Origin of the sequence: Erythrobacter sp. HKB08 (assembly GCF_004114695.1) — a bacterium.
Classification (GTDB): domain Bacteria; phylum Pseudomonadota; class Alphaproteobacteria; order Sphingomonadales; family Sphingomonadaceae; genus Parerythrobacter_A.
In genome coordinates, this window is record NZ_CP035310.1 from 1,930,101 (window position 1) to 1,951,032 (window position 20,932).

A 20,932-nucleotide genomic window follows, 5' to 3' on the forward strand; every position below is an offset into this window, starting at 1 on the left:
GTCATGAAGAACCTTTGTTCCCTCATCCGCGATATCCGCGGCACGATGGCTATCGAAACCGCCATTGTTGCGCCCGTCCTCGTGCTTCTCGCACTTGGTACGTTCGAGGTGAGCAATATCGTCTCGCGCCAGCACGAGCTGCAGACCGCGGCGAACGAGGGTGAGGTCATCGCCCTGGCAACCGCACGCGGTGCAACCGTGGAAGTAAGCACGATCAAGGAAATCCTGGCCAAGTCGGTCAGCCTGAGCGACGACCAGATCACCATCAGCCGGTTCTATCGCTGCAACGACAGCGACGTGACCACGACCGACCCGGACAGCTGCGGAACGGATGCCGTCGTTGCCTCCTATATCGAACTCGACATCACCGACACCTACACGCCCGTCTGGACGCAGTTCGGTGTCGGCAAGCCGATCGATTTCAACGTCGAACGCACGGTGCAGCTGTCATGAAGCGTTTTGCCAAACATCTCGCCCGCGACCTTCGCGGTGCCATCGCGATCGAATTCGCCCTGCTCGCTCCGGTGCTGATCACCATGATGGTCGGCGTGTTCCACATGGGCGTCTACATGCAGAACTACAACGCGGTCCGCTCGATCGCGTCGGACGCTGCCCGTTACACGATGGTGGAATACCAGAAGGGCAATGAACTCACGACGACGCAGATCCGTTCGGTCGTCCTCGCGAGCGCGGTGAACACGCCCTACATGCTCGATTCCGACCGCCTGACCATCTCGGTCCGGGAAGTCGGCACGAGCCGCGTCACCGATGCGACGGAGCTCGATCTCGACATCACCTACACGATGGAAGACTGGCTGCCGTTCGTGACGCTTCCGGCGACCACGTTAACCTACTCGCGGCCCATTTTCGTCGTCGAGACCTGAGGTTGCAGGGCTTCTGCGCCCTGCCCTTCACCATCGCTTAACCATGTGCATTTGCGAAACCTTCTCGCCTGCTCGCTAGGGGGCGGAAGGTCGCATAGTTTCGAGGACGAGCAAGTCGGTGCAAAAGCACAATTGCCAGACCAGGTTGCAGCAGGCGGGCGAGTTCCTTCGCCGCCTTGCGCGCGACCGTGCCGGCAATACGCTTGCACTCATCGCCGCCGCGATCCTTCCCCTTCTGGGCATGGTCGGTGGCGGCATCGACATGGGCCGCGCCTACCTCGCCGAGAACCGGCTGCAGCAAGCATGCGATTCCGGCGTCCTGGCCGCGCGCAAGGTGATGGGCACGGAGGTCGTATCGAGCGGACAGGTTCCCGACGATGTCGAAACCTTCGGCACGCGCTTCTTCGATGTGAACTTTCGCGACGGCGCCTACGGCACGCAGAACCGTGATTTCCGCATGACGCTGGAGGCGGACTACGCAATTTCCGGGGTCGCCTCGGTCGACGTGCCGACGTCGGTCATGGTGGTCTTCGGGATCGACAAGGTACCCCTGTCGGTCGAATGCCAGGCGCGCCTGAATTTCCCGACCGTCGACGTGATGATGGTGCTCGATGTCACCGGTTCGATGCGCCACACCAACCCGGGCGACCCCAAGTCGCGTATCGAAACCCTCAAAGACGTCATCCGCGACTTTCACACCCAGCTGGAAGGCAGCAAGGCCAGCAGCTCGACCGTGCGCTATGGCTTCGTGCCCTACGCGACCAATGTGAACGTGGGACACTTGCTCGAAGACGACTGGGTCCAAACGGACTGGACCTATCAATCGCGCGTCAGCCGCGGCTTCGTCGCTACAAGAGAAGAGCAAACCTACAGTCGCAACTGGCGGTTTGTGGGCGGCAACCGATCCTCGAAGATCATAGTCGAAAGCTACGCGGCGACCTTCAATCCGAACGCAAGCGGCGACCAAGCCAGCAGTTGGAGTTGCAGCAGGCCAAATCCTGCAAATACCTTGACGCAAAACTTCTCTGAGAACGGCGATATTTACACCGAGATCAAGCGCCAGCCACCTGCGGTCCTTTACATCACACCCATGAAACGCATCCAGAACGGACGCATCTATCGGACTGAACTGAATGGCTCCATCTGCGAAGTAAGCTATGTCGAGCACACCAATTACACGCACACATATGAAGACGTCCGCGAGGTTCCGCGTCTCGACGAACGCTGGCGCTACAAGCCGGTCGAATACGACATGTCCGACTGGCGCACGACGACCGGCGGCTGCATCGAGGAACGCAAGACGACGCAGATCACCGATTTCAGCAATGTCGACCTGAGCGAGAATCTCGACCTCGACATCGATCTCATCCCCTCGCCCGGCAACCCGGATACGCAGTGGAAGCCGCGCAATCCGTCGGCCATTTTTGTCCGCTCGATTCAGCGGAACGGTTCGGGTTCCATCTCCGTGCCGGAAGTGACCACCACCGATGACTATGCAGACACCGGGAACTGGTGGTTCTCCGATTGTACGCGCGCCAAGGCGAAGAAGCTGGAGACCATGACGTCGGCTGAGCTCGACACCTATCTTGCAACGCTGACGCCCTATGGCGCGACCTATCACGACATCGGCATGATCTGGGGCGCGCGCCTCATCTCGCCGAGCGGCCTGTTCGCCGACGAGAATGCCGCCGCCGACGGCTCTTCCGTCTCGCGGCACATCATCTTCCTCACCGACGGCCAGACCGAGCCGTATGACATTTCCTATGGCGCATACGGCGTCGATGCACTCGACCAGCGTCGCTGGGACCCGACCGACAATTCGATGACCCTTGCCCAGGTCGTCGAGGCGCGGTTCGGCTTTGCCTGCAACGAGGTCAAGAAGCGCAACGTGACCGTCTGGGTCGTCGCTTTTGGTACGAGGGTAAATGATGCCATGGTCGACTGCGCGGGCGCGGGCCAGTACTTCGAGGCGAAGAATGCCTTCGAGCTTGGGGTGGCCTTCGCGACCATTGCGCGATCGATCGGCGACCTGAGGATTTCGCGGTGATGGTCGGACTTCTCTCTCGCCTCAAGCGCGATCGGACGGGTGCCTCCATCGTCGAATTCGCGCTCATCGCGCCGACGCTGATGGTGCTGCTCATGGGCGGGTTCGACATTTGCTATAACGTCTATTCGGGCATGATGCTTCGCGGCGCAGTGCACGAGGCGGCGCGCGATTCCGCCATCGAGAATGCGACGCCCGCCGAGATCGACGCCCATGTCGCTGGAATGATCCACCACCTCGTGCCCAACGCCGAGCTCACATTCTCGCGCAAGGCGTATGGCAGGTTCGACGACGTCGGACGGGCGGAGGAATACAACGATCTGAACGGCGACGGCTATTGCAACGATGGCGAGCCTTACATCGATGCGAACCGCAACGGATCATGGGATTCCGATCGCGGCGAAGCGGGCCTCGGCGGTGCGCGCGATGCCGTGCTCTACGAAGTGGACATCACCTATCCGCGTGCCTTCCCGGTCGCCAATCTGATCGGGCTGCCGAACACGCACAGCACGACCGTTTCGACCATCATGCGCAACCAGCCCTTCACCAAGCAGCAGTCGCGCGACCGGACGGAGAATTGTTCGTGAAGCATTTCCTCTCCACACTCGCCCGCGATCGCGCCGCGGTTGCCATGACCGAGTTCGCTCTTGCGACCCCTCTCATGCTGACGGCAATCCTCGGCGGCGTCGAAATGACGCACTATATTTCGACCACCATGCGGGTCGAACAGGTGGCCGCCAGCGTGGCGGACAATATCGGACGCGTCGGTGACCAGACCGAGTTGCAGGATCGCAAGCTCTACGAGAACCAGATCAACGATATCCTGATGGGCTCGGAGTACACCGCGACGGAGGAGATCAACTTTCTCAAGCGCGGTCGGATCATCGTCAGCAGCCTGGAGATCTTCAGTACCCTCACCCATTGCCGGGGCGGTGCGTGCAACAGTGGCGGCAAAGCCAGCCTAACGGACGGCGACCAGTTCATCGCCTGGCAGCGCTGCCTTGGCGAGAAGAACGCGACCTCGAGCTACGGCACGCTCTATTCGCTCCAACCCGATGGGATGGGCCCTTCCGATGCGCGGGTTTACGCCGAACCGTCGGGCTCCACGATCTTCGTCGAAGTTACCTACGACTACGAGCCGATCTTCACGGATACGATCATCCCGACGACCGAAATCCGCGCTGTGTCCTCCTTCATCGTGCGCCACCAGCGCGACCGCAGCGAGATCTACAAGCGCAACGACTTCGGCACGTCGACCGAAGCACGCTGTGACGTCTATACCGACACGATTAGCTGACGTGCCGGCCCGCTACGCTCAGTCGACGTAGCAAACCTTCTTCACCGCTTTGACGATCTTCGCCGCATCGATCAGCGCGAGCTTTTCGAGGTTCGCTGCGTAGGGAAGCGGCACGTCTTCGTCGCATACGCGCAGGACCGGGGCGTCGAGGTGGTCGAAGCCCTCTTCCATGCAGATCGCGATGATTTCCGATGCGATGGAGCAGGTTGGCCAGCCCTCTTCCGCGACCACCAGGCGGTTGGTCTTGGCGAGGCTTTCCAGCACGGTCTGCTTGTCCAGCGGACGAAGCGTGCGAAGGTCGATCACTTCCGCATCGATCCCTTCCTCGGCAAGCTTCTCGGCTGCCTCGAGCGAGAAGCCGACGCCGATCGAGTAGCTGACGATGGTGACGTCCGAACCCTCGCGCATGATGCGCGCCTTGCCGATCGGCAGGACATGGTCATCGAGTTCCGGAAGCTCGAAGCTCTTGCCGTAAACCAGCTCGTTCTCGAGGAACACTACCGGGTCGTCGCTGCGGATGGCGGCCTTGAGCAGGCCCTTCGCATCCGAGGAATCATACGGCGCGATGACGATGAGGCCCGGCACGCTCGCGTACCATGGGCCGTAGTTCTGGCTGTGCTGCGCGCCCACGCGGCTTGCGGCAGCGTTCGGACCGCGGAATACGATCGGGCAACGCATCTGGCCGCCGGACATGTAGTTGGTCTTCGCGGCCGAGTTGATGACGTGGTCGATCGCCTGCATCGCGAAGTTGAAGGTCATGAACTCGACGATCGGGCGCAGGCCGCCCATCGCCGCGCCCGCACCGATGCCGGCGAAGCCGTACTCGGTGATCGGGGTGTCGATGACGCGCTTGGGGCCGAATTCATCGAGCAGGCCCTGGGTGACCTTGTAGGCGCCCTGATACTGCGCGACTTCCTCGCCCATCACGAAAACGCGTTCGTCGCGCCGCATTTCCTCGGCCATCGCATCGCGCAGCGCTTCGCGGACCGTGACGCTCGCCATGTTGGTACCGGCGGGAATTTCCGGATCGGATTTCGGTTCGCGCGCCGGAGCCTCGGGAGTGATCGAGCCGTCCTCGTCGGAACGGCCTACGTCCTTGCCCTCGCCCGGAACGTCGGCCGGAGCTTCGTCGGAAGCTGCGGGAGCTTCGACGCTGCCCGCGTCCTCGCCCTCGCCCGCCAGCATGGCGATGACCGTGCCGACCGCGACATTCTCCGTACCTTCGGGAACGAGGATCTTGGCAAGCGTGCCTTCGTCGATCGCCTCGAATTCCATCGTCGCCTTGTCGGTTTCGATCTCGGCGATGATGTCACCCGGCTCGATGGAGTCGCCTTCCTGCTTCAGCCACTTGGCAAGCGTGCCCTCCTCCATGGTGGGCGAAAGGGCCGGCATCTTGAGTTCGATAGCCATCGATCAATACTCCCCGACCAGGACATCGGTGTAGAGTTCGCTCGGATCTGGTTCGGGCGAGCTTTCCGCGAAGTCGGCCGCTTCCGACACGATCTTGCGGATGTTCTTGTCGATCGCTTTCAAGTCGTCCTCGGTCTTGCCCTTCTCCATCAGTGCCTTCTTCAGGCCCTCGATCGGGTCCTTGGTATCGCGGTAATCCTGCACTTCCTCGCGCGTGCGATATTTCGCCGGGTCGGACATGGAGTGCCCGCGATAGCGATAGGTGTTGAGTTCCATCAGCACCGGGCCATTGCCTTCGCGAACATGCTTGAACGCGATCTCGGCCGCGTTGCGCACTTCGAGCACGTCCATGCCGTTCACGTCCATGCCGGGAATGCGGAATGCCGTGCCGCGGCGGTGGAATTCGGTTTCGGCCGAGCTGCGAGTGACCGCGGTTCCCATGGCGTACTGGTTGTTCTCGATCACGAAAACGATCGGCAGGTTCCACAGGGCGGCCATGTTGAAGGTCTCGTAGACCTGGCCCTGGTTTGCCGCGCCGTCGCCGAAATAGGCAAGGCAGAGGCCACCGTCGTTGTTGTACTGGTGAGCGAGCGCAAGACCGCCGCCGAGCGCAACCTGCGCGCCGACGATGCCGTGGCCGCCGTAGAATTTATGCTCGGTGCTGAACATGTGCATCGAGCCGCCCTTGCCCTTCGAGATGCCGGCCTGGCGCCCGGTCAGTTCCGCCATGATGACGTTGGGATCGATACCGTAAGCGAGCATGTGGCCGTGATCGCGGTAGCCGGTGATCACGCTGTCCTTGTCGCTGTCGAGCGCGCTCTGCAGGCCGATGGCGACCGCTTCCTGGCCGATATAGAGGTGGCAGAAGCCGCCGATCAGGCCGAGGCCGTAAAGCTGGCCGGCCTTTTCCTCGAAGCGGCGGATAAGCAGCATTTGCTCGTAGAAGTGCAGCATTTCCTCGACGCTTGCATCATAGCGCGGCGATTTCTCGTGCGCTTCCTGCAGGCTGTGGAGGACGAAATCCTCGTCGGTCGCGATCGCTTTCGACTTCGACGGCGTTTTCTTCGCTGCGGCGGGTTTCTTTGCCGCCGGTTTTTTCGCCGGTGCTTTTTTGGTCCGGGGTTGCTTGGCCAAGGCTGCTCATCCCTGTTTTGTGTTCACCTGGGGAGGTTTGTGCCAGCCTCTTGGCGCAAGACGTAGCGTCACGCAACGGGGGCGTGAGCCATGCATACGAAATTCAAGGGATTGCCCGAGGGCGGAGCGTGTCAGTCAGCTTCGGGAAGCGTCAGGACGACCTCGTCCGGATGGATCATGTTCTGGTTACGGCGAAGCAGTTCGCCAACGAGATCCGGATCGGCATTGTTGAGATTGAGCAGGTCGACCCGATTCTTCAGCGCATCGCGCTCTTCAACCAGGGCTGCCACCTGCATCTTGCGCTGCTCGAGGAGCTGGCTGTTTTCACCCCATGCGAGCAGCCCGCTGGGCCCGGCAATCGCAAGTCCCGTGATGGCGAGCAGGATCGCAAGGGCAATGCCCTGCATCATCTGCTCCCTCGGGAGTGAAATTTTATGCCCCTCTCGCGTCACGTTAACTACAGAATCACAACTGATTCAGCGGGTCAAGAAACATTTGCGAATTATCAGTAGGAACGCGGCAGGCCGAGTACGTGCTCGGCCAGGTAGCTGAGGATCAGGTTGGTCGAAATCGGCGCCACCGTATAGAGCCGCGCCTCGCGGAACTTGCGCTCGACATCGTATTCCTCGGCGAATCCGAAACCGCCGTGAGTCTGGACGCACATGTCCGCTGCCGCCCAGCTCGCTTCGGAGGCGAGCATCTTGGCTATGTTTGCCTCGGCCCCGGCATTGCCGCCCTCGTCATAGACCTCGGCGGCGTGGTGAACCATCAGTTCGGCAGCCCGCATCTGGGCGTAGCAACGCGCGATCGGGAACTGCACGCCCTGGTTCTTCCCGATCGGCGCGCCGAAGACATTGCGCTCTTTCGCATAGTCGCTCGCCTTCTCGATGAACCACTTGGCATCGCCGATGCACTCGGCGGCGATCAGGATGCGTTCCGCGTTCATGCCCGACAGGATGTAGCGGAAGCCCTTCCCTTCCTCGCCGATCAGCGCACTGGCCGGGATGCGCATGTCGTCGAAGAACACCTCTGTGGTCGAGTGGTTCATCATCGTGCGGATCGGCTTGATGGTCATGCCATTGCCGACGACTTTGCGCATATCGACGAGGAACAGCGATAGCCCGTCCGTTTTCTTGGCCACTTCCTCGCGCGGAGTCGTGCGCGCGAGCAGCGCCATGAGGTCGGAATGCTCGGCGCGGCTCGTCCAGATCTTCTGGCCGTTGATGACGTATTCGTCGCCTTCGCGCTTAGCGAATGTGCGCAGGCTGAGCGTATCGGTCCCGCTGGTCGGCTCCGAAACCCCGAAGGCCTGAAGGCGCAGCTCTCCGCTGGCGATACCTGGAAGATATTCCTGCTTTTGCTCTTCGGAGCCGTAGCGAAGCAGCGTGTTCATCACGTACATCTGCGCGTGAGCGGCCGCGCCGTTGCAGCCTGCTGCCTGGATTTCTTCCATGATCACGGCTGCCGCATCGAGCTTGAGCCCGCTGCCGCCATATTCGTCGGGAATGAGCGCCGCGAGAAAGCCCGCCTTGGTCAGCGCGTCGACGAACTCGCCGGGATAGGCGCGTTCGCGATCCTTCTCGCGCCAGTACTCGCCCGGAAACTCGTCGCACAGCGCTCGTACCGCGCGGCGGATTTCGGCAAGCTCTTCATTCTCTCGCATGGTCTCTCCCAATCTCGCGATTGATGGAGCGATTAGCGCGACAATGCGTTGTGTCAAATGATGCAGACCGCTTGATTTCCTCGAGCAAACTGGTTACAAATGAAACCAATCTTGGAGGATCTGATTTCTATGGCTGACCTGTTCGAAAATCCCGCTGGCCTGGACGGCTTCGAGTTCGTCGAATTCTGCGCCCCCGAGAAGGGCGTGCTGGAGCCGGTGTTCGAAGCAATGGGCTTTACCCATGTCGCGACCCACCGCTCGAAAGACGTCCACCTGTGGCGCCAGGGCGGCATCAACCTGATCGCCAATTACGAGCCGCGCAGCGCAGCTTGGTTCTTCGCGCGCGAACACGGTGCATCGGCTTGCGGCATGGCTTTCCGTGTCCGTGATGCGCAGAAGGCGTGGGACCACCTGATCGAACAGGGCGCAGAGCCCGTGCATGTCGAAACCGGCCCGATGGAACTGCGCATCCCGGCGATCCGCGGCATCGGCGGCGCAATCCTTTATCTCGTCGACCGCTACGAGGACGAGAACGGCGACGGCCTGTCGATCTACGACATTGATTTCGAATTCCTGCCGGGCGTCGAGAAGCACCCGGAAGGTGCCGGCTTCAAGCTGATCGACCACCTGACGCACAACGTCTACACCGGTCGTATGTCCTATTGGGCGGACTACTACGAGAAGCTGTTCAACTTCCGCGAGATCCGTTTCTTCGACATCAAGGGCGAGTACACCGGCCTCACCTCCAAGGCGCTCACTGCGCCCGACGGCAAGATCCGCATTCCGCTCAATGAAGAAGGCGAAGGCGGCAAGGGCCAGATCGAGGAGTTCCTGCGCGAGTTCAACGGCGAAGGCATCCAGCACATTGCGCTGATCTGCGACAACCTTGTCGAAGCATGGGACCGCCTCAAGAAGCTCGGCGTTCCGTTCATGACCGCACCGCCGGAAACCTATTACGATATGCTCGACGAGCGCCTCCCCGGCCACGGCGAGAATGCCGATGAGCTCAAGATGCGCGGCATCCTGCTCGACGGCACGACCGAAGGCGGCCAGCCCCGCCTGCTGCTTCAGATTTTTGCCGAAGCGCAGGTCGGTCCGGTGTTCTTCGAATTCATCCAGCGCAAGGGTGACGAAGGCTTCGGCGAAGGCAACTTCAAGGCGCTGTTCGAAAGCATGGAACGCGACCAGATCCGTCGCGGCGCCCTGCAGGTCGACGAAGCCGAAACGGAGCCGGCGGAATGAGCGAGCACCCGGTAAAGCTGGGCGGCGTCCACCACGCTGCCTATCGCTGCAAGGACGCGAAAGAGACGGTCGAGTGGTACCAGAAGGTGCTCGGCATGGAGTACACCACGGCCTTTGCCGAGGACCATGTTCCTTCGACCGGCGCCTACGATCCCTACATGCACGTCTTCCTCGACGCGGGTAACGGCAATATCCTCGCCTTCTTCGAGCTGCCGAACCAGCCCGACATGGGCCGCGACGAAAACACGCCGCAGTGGGTCCAGCACCTCGCATTCCGCGTCGGCAGCGAAGAAGAACTGCTTGCCGCCAAGGACCATGTCGAGAGCCTCGGCATCGACGTTCTCGGCCCGACGCATCACGGCATCTTCAAGTCGATCTACTTCTTCGACCCGAACGGCCACCGCGTCGAGCTGGCTGCCGATATCGGCACCGATGAGCAGTATGCCGAGCTGAAGCGCGTCGCGATGCCGATGCTCGAGGAATGGTCGCAGACCAAGAAGGCTCCGCAGCACGCGGCCTGGCTCCACGAGATCGCCCGCAAGGAACATGGCAACGCCTGATTGCCGCGATCGGCACGGGCCGACGGTCGGAACTGCCCCTCCCTTCACCCGTTGAGGGCGAAAACGAAGGGGACATCATGAGCAATCCGACCGCCGGCGCGTCCGGCGAAACTTACGACCAGACCGTGAACACCCTGGCGACGCTGCAGGACCAGCTCGTCGGCATGGCGGAGGGCTTCGTTCGCGCCCTGCCCAACATGGTGATCGCGCTGGTCATCCTGCTGATCACCTGGATCGTCGCGAAATTCGCAATGCGAATCGCCGACCGGCTGGTCGGCTCGACCGAAATCCGGCCCAGCCTTAAGAACCTGATCGACACCGTCGTGAAGCTGGTCATCTGGCTCGTGGGCCTGATGATCGCGCTGATCGTCGTCATGCCGGGCATGACCCCCGCCAGCCTCGTTGCGGGCCTCGGCATCGGTGCCGTCGCCATCGGCTTCGCCTTCCAGGACATTTTCGAGAATTTTCTCGCCGGCGTGCTCATCATGCTGCGCGAGAAGATGCGTATCGGCGACATCATCGAGTGCGAAGGCATAAAGGGCAAGGTCGAGCACATCACCCTTCGCGAAACTTATGTCCGCAAGCTTTCGGGCGAAGTGACGCTCGTTCCAAACGCGATGCTGTTCAAGAACCCGGTCGAGATCCTGACCGACGAAACGCAGCGTCGCCACGAGGTGGTCGCAGGCGTTTCCTACGACACCGACCTCGACCACGCAGCCGAAGTCATTCGCAAAGCGGTCGAAGGCGTGGAAGGTATCGATGCCGACAAGGGCGTCGACGTGTTTGCGACGACCTTCAACTCCAGTTCGGTCGACTTCAAGGTGCGCTGGTGGGCTGGCTCAAAGCCGCGCGACATGTGGGTCTCGACCGACAAGGTGGTGCGCGCAATCAAGCGTGGTCTCGACGATGCGGGCATCGAAATTCCGTTCCCCTACATCACGCATACCTTCAAGGAGCGCGTGCCAATGGGCAATGCGCCCGGCGAAGCGAAGTAACGCCAAGCTAAAGAGAAGCGATCTGGCGCAGCACCCGTTTCCAGCCTAGTCGGCGGAGACGGGTGCGCGTTTTGCGTCATGATGGGGACACGGTGGAAACGGCGGCAATGAGCGCATCAGCCTATCTCTCGCGCAGGCAGGAGTTCGCGCTTTCCGTCGTCGTGGCGGTGGTCACCGCGAACGCTTATTACATCCACCCGATTATCGGCGAAGTCGCCGCACATTTCGGCATCAGCGAAGCGCGCATCGGGCTGGTCCCGGCACTCAACCAGATCGCGCTGGCGATCGGCATCTTCCTGCTGCTGCCCCTGGGCGACAGGTTTTCCAACAAGCGCCTTACCGTCGTATTCGTGAGCGGCCAGACACTGTCGCTCGCCGCGATGACGCTGTCGGATAGCTTCACGGTCTTCACCATCGGCTCAACCGCGCTCGGCTTCTTCACCATCGCGCCATACCTGCTGCCCGCCTATGCCTCGAAGCGCGTAGCGCCCGAGCGATTGGGACAAGTCACCGCCCTGCTCACTGCCGGCGTAATTCTCGGCATCTTGATCGCACGGGTCGGCGCAGGCGTGGTGACCGAACATTTCGGGTGGCGCGCGGTTTACTGGATCGCGACGAGCCTCATGCTCGCCATCACCCTCGCCCTCCCCTTCCTTATGGAAGGTCGCCGCGGGGGTGCCGATGAAAACCGGACCGGATACGGAGCACTCGTCGCTTCCCTCTTCCCTCTGATGAAGCAGCATCGCGAAGTCCTGTTGTCGGGCGCGATCCAGGCACTCAACTTCGGCGGCTTCATTGCATTGTGGCTCGGTCTCGCGCTGCATCTCACCAGTGATGAGATGGGATACGGCGTCGATACGGTCGGCTACCTCGCGGGCATTTCGGCGGTCAGCATTTTCTCGACTCCGCGTCTGGGGCGCTGGGCGGACTCGGTCGGTCCACGCAAGGCGCGCTTCGTGTTCGCGCTGATCCAATTCGGCGGCCTACTTCTGCTCTGGCCACTCGGCCAGTCGCTGTGGTTGCTGCTCATTCCGCTGTTCATCGGCAATCTCGTCGGCCCCGGTATCGACGTAACCGGCCGGATGACCTTCCTGTCGCTCGAGCCGAGCCTGAGAACCAGGCTGACGACGATCTACATCGTGCTCATGTTCATCGGCGGCGGACTGGCCAGCATCCTCGGCACGACCGTCTACGATGCGTTCGGCTGGGCCGGAACCTGTGCATTGCTTGTCGGGATTTCCGGATCGCTCGGCGTGTTGTCTTACCTGGCGCGAAGCTTGTACGAGCAGCGCGTGCCCGCCTGATGAGCCCTACCCGCCGAACTGCTCGAACACTTCCGCCAGCCCGGGAACGTCGGTTTCCTGCTTGAGCGTTGCGAGCGCGTTTTCGATGTCGATCTCGAACTGCGATACGCCGGATTCGTAGCCGACATGCTCCGCGCCAAGCGATTTGGCGAGCGTGAGCGCAGGCTTGTTCTCCGGCAGGATATGGACCGACAGCCGGTCGTAATCCTCGTCGCGGCAGTCGAGCAGCAGCACCGCCGTCAGCAGGCGTGCAAGGCCGCGCTTGTGATACTCGTCGATCACCGCGACCGAGAAATCCGCCACCGAAGCGTCTTCCCTATCGCGAAATGCATGGACCACGCCGATTGCCGGCGCCTCATCCAGATCGGTCCGGATCGCGCCCCATGCGATATGGTCGTGGCCGTCGACATCGAGCAGCCGGTCGAGCACCGTTTGCGGCGGCTGGGGCATGCCGGAAAAGAAACGCAGGTATCGCGACTGCGGCGAGAGTTTCGCAATGCCTTCGCGCAGGCGCTCCTCATCCTCCTTGCGCACCGACCGGATGCAGACCGGGCTGCCGTCGTTGAGATGGGTTTCGATGATCATCAGCCGAAATAGCCCCTGCGTATGCGACCACGCATATGCAGAGTGCCGCAACGGACGGCTGCAACTCAAGCTGAATTTCGCGGGAAGTGGTGCGCCCGACAGGATTCGAACCTGTGGCCCCCAGATTAGGAATCTGGTGCTCTATCCGACTGAGCTACGGGCGCCCCGGAAGGCTCCATAAGGGGCGCTCCGAACCGATGCAATCAGTTGAGTTCGTCGGGCTCGGCGATCGGAAACGGCAGCGGCGCGACGTCGATGCCCTCGTCGAGCAATTCCTTAGCTTCCTTGAGCGTCGCCTTGCCGTGGATCGCCTCGAGGTCCTTCTCGCCGTAATGCATCGCGCGCGACTGTTCGGCGAAGTCGTCGCCAACCCACTTGCTCTGCGCGAGAGCCTTCTTCTGCGCTTCGGCGAGCGCCTTCATCGCTTTCCTCACCTCGGGCGGGATTTCGCCGCTGGTCATCGGGGTGCGATTGTCGGTGGTGTCGACCTGCTGGTTACCCTTGCGCGGGACGGCAGGAGCCATCGGCGCTTTCGACACTTCGGGCGAAGCGCATTCGGGACAACTTACCAGGCCGCGATCCTGCTGGTCTTCGAAGTCGCCGGACGAGCCAAACCAGCCCTCGAAACGGTGGCCGTTTGCGCAGTGGAGGTCGAAAACGATCATCGCGCCTAAATGGCGATTTTCCGCCGGTTGGCAAGGCTCGGCACCTGGCGCCTGACCTCCTCGATCCGAGCGGGATCGATCTCGGCAAAGGCGAGACCCGGGCCCTCCCCGCCCATATCGAGCAGCACTTCCCCCCACGGATCGACGACGAGGCTGTGGCCGTATGTTTCGCGCCCGTCCTCATGTTTGCCGACCTGCGCGGCCGCGACGACAAATGCGCTCGCCTCGATCGCCCGCGCGCGTTGGAGCACGTGCCAATGCGCCTTGCCGGTCGGGCGAGTGAAAGCAGCTGGGATGGCGATCGCATCGCATTTCGCATCGCCGAGGGCTGCAAACAGAGAGGGGAAGCGGATATCGTAGCAAACGGTCAGGCCAAGGCGTCCAACCGGGGTTTCGGCCGTCACCACCTTTTCACCGGCAGCATAAGCGTTCGACTCCCGCCAGCTTTCACCGGTCGAAAGCTCGACGTCGAACATGTGCATTTTGTCGTATCGCTCGACGATTTCTCCGTCGCTTCCGACGACGAACGACCGGTTCACCCACTTGCCGCCCTCGCCCACCAAGGCGAGCGATCCGATTGCAACCGTCACCCCGTTCTCTCGTGCGGCCGTCCTGACTGCAGCCAGCACAAGGTCGCTGTCCTCGCTCGATACATGCTTGGCAGCCCGCTCGCGGTTGCGGTCGAGCATGCCGGACATTTCAGGCGTAAAGAGCATTTCCGCCCCACCCCTCGCGGCTTCCCCGACTGCGCCGACGAGCACTTCGGCATTGGCTTCGGGATCGACGCCCGAAGTCATCTGCAAGACGGCGATGCGCGTCATTCAACCGGCCAGCAGCGCGTCGAGCTTGCCTTCGCGCTCCAGCGCGTGGAGCTCGTCCGAGCCGCCGACATAGGTGTCCCCGATGAAAATCTGCGGCACCGTGCGGGCATCGGGTGCGCGTTCGAGCATTTCCTCGCGCTTCGGCCCGCCCATGGTGATGTCGAACTCGTTGAATTGCGCGCCCTTGCGTTCGAGCAACTGCTTCGCGCGGTAGCAATAACCGCAGCCGAATTTGGTGTAGATGTCGATTGTCGGTCCGCTCATGAAATCACCTGCATTCCGGCCCGTTGGCCGAATCTTGAAATACCCATCCACCCACCTATCTGGGACATGGAGCCCGTCGCCGCAACGGGGCAGGCTTCTCGACTGGAAGGTGCCGGATGTCCGGGCCATCCGATAGGCAAGTTGCTCAATGGAGGATTTGAACAATGTCACGTTTCGATTTCACCCCCTATCGCCGCTCGACCGTCGGTTTCGACCGCCTGTTCGACATCCTGGAAAACCAGGCGCGTGCGAACTCCGGGGACAATTACCCGCCTTTCAATATCGAGCGCCGCGGCGATGACGAATATCGCATCACGCTGGCCGTCGCCGGCTTCAAGCCTGCTGACCTCGATATCACCGCCCAGCAGAACCTGCTCGTAGTCCAGGGCAAGAAGCGCGACGAAGCGCAGGACGGCGAAATGCTGCACGTTGGCATCGCCAACCGCGGTTTCGAACGCCGCTTCGAGCTGGCCGACTATGTCCGCGTTGAAAACGCCGCGCTTGAAGACGGCCTGCTGGTGATCGACCTGCTGCGCGAAGTGCCCGAAGCCATGAAGCCGAAGAAGATCGCCGTGAACGGCCAGTCCGGCCTTTCGGTCATCGAAGGCAATAAGGGCGACGAGGCCGACGCCGCGTAAGAACGCCCTAAGCTGAAACGAATACGGCCCGCTCCTCACCGGATGCGGGCCGTTTTCTTATGCGAAGGGGGCGAACCCGAAAGCCCGCCCCCGCGACGTTAACGCCGCCTTGTCCGGAAAATGACCGTCCGGGTCGCAGAAGACGATCAATTTCGGACAAGCACTTTAACCGGGGCAGCGCCCGGCAAATGCTCCAATCCCATGAGTGGGTTGTCCTCCAGTCGCTTCATGCGGGAAAACTATCAAAAGATAAAGAGTGATAGCCTGAAAATGGCTATGAAAATTGCGTCACGCTAAGCGCATATAAAGCATCGCGTTGCACGCAGGTTATATAACTGCGCGCAACGCGTTGAATTTGTGCAGATTGTATCAGACGAGGCGTGATTGGTGCAGCGCGGCCTTGATGAAGCCATCGAACAGCGGATGTGGCTCAAAAGGCTTGGATTTCAGCTCCGGATGGAACTGGACGCCGACGAACCAGGGGTGGTCGGGCCGCTCGACGATCTCCGGAAGAAGGCCATCGGGCGACATTCCCGAGAACACCAGCCCCGTCCCTTCGAGCGAGTCGCGGTAAGCGCCGTTGACCTCGTACCGGTGGCGATGCCGCTCGGAAATCTCGGTCGCGCCGCCGTAGATCGCGCTAACATGGCTGTTGCCGGCGAGTTTCGCCGGATAGGCGCCGAGCCGCATGGTGCCGCCAAGGTCGCCGCCCGCCTCGCGGGTCTGCAGGCCCTCCTCGGTCATCCATTCGGTGATGATGCCGACGACCGGTTCTTCGGTCTCGCCGAACTCGGTCGAGGAAGCCTTGTCGTGTCCGGCTTGGCGTGCCGCCTCGATGCAGGCCATCTGCATGCCGAGACAGATGCCGAAGAACGGCACGCCTCGTTCGCGCGCGAAACGCACGCTGGCAATCTTGCCTTCGCTGCCGCGCTCGCCGAAGCCGCCCGGCACGAGGATGCCGTGCATCGGCTCAAGCTTGGAGGCGATCGCCGCGTCGTCTTCCTCGAAGATTTCCGCGTCGATCCACTTGATGTTGACCTTCACGCGGTTGGCGAGGCCGCCATGGATCAGCGCTTCGTTGAGCGACTTGTAGGCATCCTGCAGGCCGACATACTTGCCGACGACGCCGATAGTGACTTCGCCTTCCGGGTTGAAATAGCGGTCGGTCACGTCGTTCCAGCGCGCAAGGTCCGGTTCGGGTGCATCGGTGATGCCGAAACCGCGCAGAACCTCGGCGTCGAGGCCTTCCTGGTGATATTGCAGCGGAACCGAATAGATCGACGGCGCATCGAGTGCGGGAATGACCGCCTCGGGACGCACGTTACAGAATTGCGCGATCTTGCGGCGCTCGTTCTCGGGCAGCGGATGCTCCGCACGGCACAGCAGCACGTCGGGCTTGATCCCGAGCGACGCCAGTTCGCGAACCGAGTGCTGCGTCGGCTTCGTCTTCAGCTCGCCCGCTGCCGCGATATAGGGCACGAGCGTGACGTGGACGCTGAGCGTTTGCATCGGCTCGAGCTCGTTCCGCAACTGGCGGATGGCTTCCATGAAGGGCAGCGACTCGATGTCGCCGACGGTCCCGCCGATCTCGCACAGGATGAAATCGAGGTCGTCTTGGTCGGCGAGCGCGAATTCCTTGATTGCGTCGGTCACGTGCGGGATCACCTGGACCGTCGCACCGAGGTAGTCGCCGCGGCGCTCCTTCGCGATGATCTGCTGGTAGATCCGGCCAGAGGTGATGTTGTCGCTCTGCCGCGCCGAAACGCCGGTAAAACGCTCGTAGTGCCCAAGGTCGAGGTCGGTTTCCGCCCCGTCGTCGGTGACGTAGACCTCGCCATGCTGGTATGGGCTCATCGTACCCGGATCTACATTGAGATACGGATCGAACTTGCGAATACGGACCTTGTATCCGCGTGCCTGCAGCAAAGCACCGAGGCTTGCTGCCATGAGACCTTTACCGAGCGAGGAGACCACGCCGCCGGTGATAAAAATATACCGCGCCATGGGAGTCGGCCCTTACGCTTGAAATCGGATTCGGCGCAAGCGGATTGCTGCGGCAAAATGCCGCAATCCACAAACGCAGGTGAAATGCTTACTCGGTCGCGCCGGAAAGCGGGTCGTCTGCCGGAGCCGTTTCGGCCGGAGCAGGCGTCGAGCTGGTGCCTCCACCGGTGATACCGGCAAGCGGGTCTTCCTCGGCAACGACGTTACGATCGATGGTCGAGGTGATTTCCGCATCCGAGCCCTGGCCCACGGCAACGGCAGCTAGCGCAATCGACAGGATCACAAAGGCAATTGCGAGCCACTTGGTCGCGCGCGACAGGAAATCCGCCGCGCCGCGTGCGCTCATCATGCCGTTCGGGTTGCCGCCGATACCGAGGCCGCCACCTTCCGAACGCTGCATCAGGATTACACCGACTAGCGCTGCGGCGACGATCGCCTGGAGCACGGTGAGGAAAAGAAAAAGGGACATTGGGAAATTCTCGATCTGTGTGCTGGCACGCATCTAGTGCCGCACAGGGAAAACGGCAAGTTCGCTCAGGCCGGCTGGTCCTGCAGCTCCGCAGCGGCAATCACGATGCCGAGGAAGCTCTCTGCAGTGAGGCTCGCACCGCCGACCAGTGCTCCGCCGACTTCGTCTGCTGCGAGCAGGTCGCGCGCATTGTCGGCATTGACCGAACCGCCATAGAGAATGCGGACGGCCTGCCCCTGCTCTTCACCGTATAGCTCGACCAGCGTCGCGCGGATCGCGCAGTGCATCGCGCCGATGTCTTCGACGGTGGGCGTCCGACCAGTGCCGATGGCCCAGATGGGTTCGTAGGCGACGGTGAGGCTTTCTTCCGGGTTGTCGAGCGTCTCGGGCAGCGAGGCCTTGAGCTGGCGAGTAACGAAGCTTTCCGCCTTCCCTTCGTCGCGGGTCTCTTCCGATTCGCCGACGCACAGCAGGATGCGCATGCCGGCTTCGAGCGCAGATGCGCCCTTCTCGCGGATCAGCGTGTTCGTTTCGCCATGGTCCTGGCGACGCTCGCTGTGGCCAAGGATGACGAATTTCGCACCGGCGTCGGCCACCATCGACGCCGAGATGTCACCGGTGTGCGGCCCGTCTTCACCCGGATGGCAATCCTGCGCGCCGACGCCGATCTGCTCGGCTTCGCGGTGAACGGGGTGGATAAGCGTGTAAGGCGGCGCGAGCGCGACTTCGACCTTCATCAGGTTCTGAGCGGCGCGGTCGATCGAGCGCGCCTGCGACAGCATCGCGCGCGTCCCGTTCATTTTCCAGTTGCCAACGATATAGGGCCGGTCGGCCATACGACATTCCTGCGATTTAATGTGAGTTGGCGCACCTATATGGGTGCGGGGGCGCGGTCCGCTAGCGCGACTTGTCGATAAGGTCAAAACAAAGCGGCGAGTGTTGCGGCGAGGTCGCAGGGCGGATAAAGCGCCCCTTCACATCACCGGCCACGCGCCGCAGCAATTTCCGGACCGACCACCACATGCAGTTTTTCCGTAATTTCTTCAAATCGAAGTTCGGCGTTCCCGTTACCCTGGCCTTCGTCGCCCTGATCGGCTTCGCCTTCGCGACGAGCGATGTGGCGATGAATTCGACATTCGGCGGCATCGCAGGTGGCGAGCGCGTCGCAGTCGTCGGTGACGAGAAGATCAGCAGCTCGGACCTGACGACCGCTGCAGCATCCGCGGTCGATTCGGCACGCCAGCAGAATCCGACGATCTCGATGCCGGTCTTTATCGAACAAGGCGGCCTCGACGACGTGCTCGACCAGCTGCTCGAACGCACGGCGATTGCGGTCTACGCGAAGAACAACGGCCTGCGCGCCGGCGACAATCTCGTGAATAGCGAGATCATGAATATCCCGGCCTTTCGCGGGGCGGACGGCAATTTCGACCAGGAAGCCTATCGCCAGGCGCTCGCCTCGCGCCGCCTGACCGATGCGCAGGTCCGCGACGACCTTGGCCAGGGCCTGCTCGCACAGCAGGTGCTCGTGCCCGCCGCATTCGGTGCCAAGGCACCCGACAGCATCATTCGCCGCTACGCCGCGCTTCGCAAGGAAAGCCGCGAAGGTTCGATCGCCATCCTGCCGAGCGCCGTCTTCGCCCCCTCGGACGACCCGTCGGCCGATGCACTGCAGAAGTTCTACACCGCGAACCGTGGCGACTTCATCCGTCCGGAACGTCGCCAGATCCGCTACTTCACTTTCGGCGCAGAACAGCTCGGCGATCGGGCCATCCCGACCGATGCCGAGATCGCAGCTTATTACCGCGAGAATTCTGCCCAGTTCGCAGCGATTGAACGTCGCACGGTCACGCAGCTGATCGTCCCGACCCAGCAGGCGGCCGAGGCTATTCGTAACCGGGTCCGCTCGGGTGGATCGCTCGAACAGGCGGCGCGCGAGGCGCGTCTCAGCACGACGACCATCGACAATGCGACCAAGGCGGAGTTTTCCTCGCAGACTTCCTCGGCAGTGGCGAACGCCATCTTCGCGGCAGAGCGCGGGACGGTTGCCGCCCCGGCTCGCAGTGGCCTCGGCTTCCACGTTGCCCGGGTCGATGCGATCGACCGGCAGGCTGCCCGCACCCTCGACCAGGCTCGCAGCGAAATCCGTGCAGCACTCGAAGTGCAGAAGCGCCGCACGGCCCTCACCGATCTTGCCGAGCTGGTCGACGGGCTGATCCAGGAAGGCGCCGCCCTCCCCGAAATCGCCGCCGAAGTCGGTGCTCAGGTACAGACCACGCCGGCCCTCACCGCGGCGGGCGCAGTGTACGGGACGCAAACGCGCGCTCCCGACGCGATCCTGCCGGCGCTGCAGACCGCATTCGAGATGGATGAAGGCGAACCGGAAATCACCGAGATCCCGCCGGGCGGCACGTTCCTCGTCTTCGAGACGGCCGACATCACCGAATCCGCAGCCGCTCCGCTGGCCGAGATCCGCGACCAGGTCATTGCGGCCTATCGCCTGTCGGAAGGATCGAAGCTCGCCAAGGCAGCCGCAGATCGCGTCCTCGAACGCCTGAAGGACGGCCAGACCCTCGCCGCAGCCATTCGCGCTGAGAGCAAGCCGCTCCCGGCTGTCGACAGCATCAACCTCTCGCGTCAGCAGCTCGAGCAGTCGGGGCAGCGCGTTCCCGCCCCGCTCGCGCTGATGTTCAGCATGGCCGAAGGCACCGCGAAGAAGCTGGAAGCACCGTCGAACGCGGGCTGGTTCATCGTCGACCTCGAAAACATCGAGACCGGCACGCTGGCGGACAACGATCCGGCTCTCGAGCAAACCCGCCGCGAACTCGCCCAGCTCTTCGGCCGCGAATATGCCGAGCAGATGCGCGATGCGATCAAGGACGATGTCGAGATCGAGCGTAACGAGACGGCAATCGAGGCAGTGCGCAAGGCGCTCCTCGGCGAACGCTAAGGG

Annotated in this window: 22 protein-coding genes and 1 tRNA gene; 11 read left to right on the forward strand and 12 right to left on the reverse strand. The window is 62.2% G+C overall.

Annotated features, from left to right (window positions below):
- Window positions 1-3 precede the first annotated feature (3 nt).
- From EO245_RS09310 to EO245_RS09330, 5 genes are all read left to right on the forward strand, one after another.
- A complete protein-coding gene (locus EO245_RS09310) occupies window positions 4-453 on the forward strand; it encodes a TadE/TadG family type IV pilus assembly protein (RefSeq protein WP_128892661.1) in 450 nt (149 codons plus the stop codon).
- A complete protein-coding gene (locus EO245_RS09315; RefSeq protein WP_128892662.1) occupies window positions 450-884 on the forward strand; it encodes a TadE/TadG family type IV pilus assembly protein in 435 nt (144 codons plus the stop codon). Before EO245_RS09310 ends, EO245_RS09315 begins: the two co-directional genes overlap by 4 nt.
- 118 nt (window positions 885-1,002) lie before the next feature.
- Window positions 1,003-2,931, forward strand: coding sequence for a VWA domain-containing protein (locus EO245_RS09320; RefSeq protein WP_164931300.1), 1,929 nt, complete (start codon window positions 1,003-1,005; stop codon window positions 2,929-2,931).
- Window positions 2,931-3,515 carry a TadE/TadG family type IV pilus assembly protein gene (locus tag EO245_RS09325; RefSeq protein ID WP_128892664.1) on the forward strand — a complete coding sequence of 195 codons (585 nt, stop codon included), beginning with the start codon at window positions 2,931-2,933 and terminating at the stop codon, window positions 3,513-3,515. The genes EO245_RS09320 and EO245_RS09325 overlap by 1 nt, the downstream gene beginning before the upstream one ends.
- Window positions 3,512-4,225 carry a TadE/TadG family type IV pilus assembly protein gene (locus tag EO245_RS09330; protein WP_164931301.1) on the forward strand — a complete coding sequence of 238 codons (714 nt, stop codon included), beginning with the start codon at window positions 3,512-3,514 and terminating at the stop codon, window positions 4,223-4,225. Before EO245_RS09325 ends, EO245_RS09330 begins: the two co-directional genes overlap by 4 nt.
- A gap of 18 nt (window positions 4,226-4,243) precedes the next feature.
- On the opposite strand, the gene EO245_RS09335 is transcribed toward EO245_RS09330, so the two are convergent.
- The 4 genes from EO245_RS09335 to EO245_RS09350 all read right to left on the reverse strand — a co-directional run bounded on the left by EO245_RS09335 (window position 4,244) and on the right by EO245_RS09350 (window position 8,432).
- Window positions 4,244-5,635, reverse strand: a complete 1,392-nt coding sequence (locus EO245_RS09335; RefSeq protein ID WP_128892666.1) for a pyruvate dehydrogenase complex E1 component subunit beta — start codon at window positions 5,633-5,635, stop codon at window positions 4,244-4,246.
- A 3-nt stretch (window positions 5,636-5,638) separates the two neighbouring features.
- A complete protein-coding gene (gene pdhA, locus EO245_RS09340) occupies window positions 5,639-6,673 on the reverse strand; it encodes a pyruvate dehydrogenase (acetyl-transferring) E1 component subunit alpha (RefSeq protein ID WP_370246181.1) in 1,035 nt (344 codons plus the stop codon).
- A 227-nt stretch (window positions 6,674-6,900) separates the two neighbouring features.
- Window positions 6,901-7,179: a septum formation initiator family protein gene (locus EO245_RS09345; protein ID WP_128892668.1), complete on the reverse strand. Its 279-nt coding sequence runs from the start codon at window positions 7,177-7,179 to the stop codon at window positions 6,901-6,903.
- Between the two features lie 95 nt (window positions 7,180-7,274).
- A complete protein-coding gene (locus EO245_RS09350) occupies window positions 7,275-8,432 on the reverse strand; it encodes an acyl-CoA dehydrogenase family protein (protein ID WP_128892669.1) in 1,158 nt (385 codons plus the stop codon).
- A gap of 129 nt (window positions 8,433-8,561) precedes the next feature.
- On the opposite strand from EO245_RS09350, the gene hppD reads away from it, so the two are divergent.
- The 4 genes from hppD (at window position 8,562) to EO245_RS09370 (ending at window position 12,533) form a co-directional block, all read left to right on the forward strand.
- Window positions 8,562-9,674 carry a 4-hydroxyphenylpyruvate dioxygenase gene (gene hppD / locus EO245_RS09355; RefSeq protein WP_128892670.1) on the forward strand — a complete coding sequence of 371 codons (1,113 nt, stop codon included), beginning with the start codon at window positions 8,562-8,564 and terminating at the stop codon, window positions 9,672-9,674.
- Complete coding sequence (locus tag EO245_RS09360; RefSeq protein WP_128892671.1) at window positions 9,671-10,234, forward strand: VOC family protein; 564 nt, start codon at window positions 9,671-9,673, stop codon at window positions 10,232-10,234. Before hppD ends, EO245_RS09360 begins: the two co-directional genes overlap by 4 nt.
- Before the next feature lie 77 nt (window positions 10,235-10,311).
- Entirely contained in the window at window positions 10,312-11,229 is a 918-nt protein-coding gene (locus tag EO245_RS09365; RefSeq protein WP_199798644.1) for a mechanosensitive ion channel family protein, read from the forward strand.
- 107 nt (window positions 11,230-11,336) lie between these two features.
- Complete coding sequence (locus tag EO245_RS09370; RefSeq protein WP_128892672.1) at window positions 11,337-12,533, forward strand: MFS transporter; 1,197 nt, start codon at window positions 11,337-11,339, stop codon at window positions 12,531-12,533.
- 6 nt (window positions 12,534-12,539) lie between these two features.
- Here the strand turns inward: EO245_RS09370 and EO245_RS09375 are convergent, their stop codons facing one another.
- The 5 genes from EO245_RS09375 to grxC all read right to left on the reverse strand — a co-directional run bounded on the left by EO245_RS09375 (window position 12,540) and on the right by grxC (window position 14,868).
- On the reverse strand, window positions 12,540-13,118 hold the full coding sequence (locus tag EO245_RS09375; RefSeq protein WP_128892673.1) for a GNAT family N-acetyltransferase: 579 nt from the start codon (window positions 13,116-13,118) through the stop codon (window positions 12,540-12,542).
- 87 nt (window positions 13,119-13,205) lie between these two features.
- Window positions 13,206-13,282, reverse strand: a tRNA-Arg gene (locus EO245_RS09380).
- 39 nt (window positions 13,283-13,321) lie between these two features.
- Window positions 13,322-13,783 (reverse strand): DUF1178 family protein, encoded by a 462-nt coding sequence (locus tag EO245_RS09385; protein ID WP_128892674.1) that lies wholly within the window; start codon window positions 13,781-13,783, stop codon window positions 13,322-13,324.
- A 5-nt stretch (window positions 13,784-13,788) separates the two neighbouring features.
- Window positions 13,789-14,604: a carbon-nitrogen hydrolase family protein gene (locus tag EO245_RS09390; protein WP_128892675.1), complete on the reverse strand. Its 816-nt coding sequence runs from the start codon at window positions 14,602-14,604 to the stop codon at window positions 13,789-13,791.
- On the reverse strand, window positions 14,605-14,868 hold the full coding sequence (gene grxC / locus EO245_RS09395) for a glutaredoxin 3 (RefSeq protein ID WP_128892676.1): 264 nt from the start codon (window positions 14,866-14,868) through the stop codon (window positions 14,605-14,607).
- Between the two features lie 164 nt (window positions 14,869-15,032).
- On the opposite strand from grxC, the gene EO245_RS09400 reads away from it, so the two are divergent.
- A complete protein-coding gene (locus EO245_RS09400; protein ID WP_128892677.1) occupies window positions 15,033-15,506 on the forward strand; it encodes an Hsp20 family protein in 474 nt (157 codons plus the stop codon).
- Window positions 15,507-15,875: 369 nt separating this feature from the next.
- Here the strand turns inward: EO245_RS09400 and EO245_RS09405 are convergent, their stop codons facing one another.
- The 3 genes from EO245_RS09405 to tpiA all read right to left on the reverse strand — a co-directional run bounded on the left by EO245_RS09405 (window position 15,876) and on the right by tpiA (window position 18,815).
- Window positions 15,876-17,510 (reverse strand): CTP synthase, encoded by a 1,635-nt coding sequence (locus tag EO245_RS09405; protein ID WP_128892678.1) that lies wholly within the window; start codon window positions 17,508-17,510, stop codon window positions 15,876-15,878.
- Window positions 17,511-17,598: 88 nt separating this feature from the next.
- A complete protein-coding gene (gene secG / locus EO245_RS09410; protein ID WP_128892679.1) occupies window positions 17,599-17,979 on the reverse strand; it encodes a preprotein translocase subunit SecG in 381 nt (126 codons plus the stop codon).
- A 65-nt stretch (window positions 17,980-18,044) separates the two neighbouring features.
- Window positions 18,045-18,815, reverse strand: a complete 771-nt coding sequence (tpiA, locus tag EO245_RS09415) for a triose-phosphate isomerase (RefSeq protein ID WP_128892680.1) — start codon at window positions 18,813-18,815, stop codon at window positions 18,045-18,047.
- Between the two features lie 185 nt (window positions 18,816-19,000).
- On the opposite strand from tpiA, the gene EO245_RS09420 reads away from it, so the two are divergent.
- Window positions 19,001-20,929 carry a peptidylprolyl isomerase gene (locus EO245_RS09420; protein WP_128892681.1) on the forward strand — a complete coding sequence of 643 codons (1,929 nt, stop codon included), beginning with the start codon at window positions 19,001-19,003 and terminating at the stop codon, window positions 20,927-20,929.
- Window positions 20,930-20,932 lie beyond the last annotated feature (3 nt).

Coding starts and splice junctions, on each gene's coding strand:
- EO245_RS09385 (WP_128892674.1), bottom strand. CDS start 13,783: ATGATCGTTTTCGACCTCCACTGCGCAAACGGCCACCGTTTCGAGGGC.
- EO245_RS09375 (WP_128892673.1), bottom strand. CDS start 13,118: ATGATCATCGAAACCCATCTCAACGACGGCAGCCCGGTCTGCATCCGG.
- EO245_RS09315 (WP_128892662.1), top strand. CDS start 450: ATGAAGCGTTTTGCCAAACATCTCGCCCGCGACCTTCGCGGTGCCATC.
- tpiA (WP_128892680.1), bottom strand. CDS start 18,815: ATGGCCGACCGGCCCTATATCGTTGGCAACTGGAAAATGAACGGGACG.
- hppD (WP_128892670.1), top strand. CDS start 8,562: ATGGCTGACCTGTTCGAAAATCCCGCTGGCCTGGACGGCTTCGAGTTC.
- EO245_RS09390 (WP_128892675.1), bottom strand. CDS start 14,604: ATGACGCGCATCGCCGTCTTGCAGATGACTTCGGGCGTCGATCCCGAA.
- EO245_RS09335 (WP_128892666.1), bottom strand. CDS start 5,635: ATGGCTATCGAACTCAAGATGCCGGCCCTTTCGCCCACCATGGAGGAG.
- EO245_RS09310 (WP_128892661.1), top strand. CDS start 4: ATGAAGAACCTTTGTTCCCTCATCCGCGATATCCGCGGCACGATGGCT.
- EO245_RS09405 (WP_128892678.1), bottom strand. CDS start 17,510: ATGGCGCGGTATATTTTTATCACCGGCGGCGTGGTCTCCTCGCTCGGT.
- EO245_RS09360 (WP_128892671.1), top strand. CDS start 9,671: ATGAGCGAGCACCCGGTAAAGCTGGGCGGCGTCCACCACGCTGCCTAT.
- EO245_RS09325 (WP_128892664.1), top strand. CDS start 2,931: ATGGTCGGACTTCTCTCTCGCCTCAAGCGCGATCGGACGGGTGCCTCC.
- EO245_RS09345 (WP_128892668.1), bottom strand. CDS start 7,179: ATGATGCAGGGCATTGCCCTTGCGATCCTGCTCGCCATCACGGGACTT.
- EO245_RS09400 (WP_128892677.1), top strand. CDS start 15,033: ATGTCACGTTTCGATTTCACCCCCTATCGCCGCTCGACCGTCGGTTTC.
- EO245_RS09365 (WP_199798644.1), top strand. CDS start 10,312: ATGAGCAATCCGACCGCCGGCGCGTCCGGCGAAACTTACGACCAGACC.
- EO245_RS09420 (WP_128892681.1), top strand. CDS start 19,001: ATGCAGTTTTTCCGTAATTTCTTCAAATCGAAGTTCGGCGTTCCCGTT.
- secG (WP_128892679.1), bottom strand. CDS start 17,979: ATGTCCCTTTTTCTTTTCCTCACCGTGCTCCAGGCGATCGTCGCCGCA.
- EO245_RS09350 (WP_128892669.1), bottom strand. CDS start 8,432: ATGCGAGAGAATGAAGAGCTTGCCGAAATCCGCCGCGCGGTACGAGCG.
- EO245_RS09370 (WP_128892672.1), top strand. CDS start 11,337: ATGAGCGCATCAGCCTATCTCTCGCGCAGGCAGGAGTTCGCGCTTTCC.
- grxC (WP_128892676.1), bottom strand. CDS start 14,868: ATGAGCGGACCGACAATCGACATCTACACCAAATTCGGCTGCGGTTAT.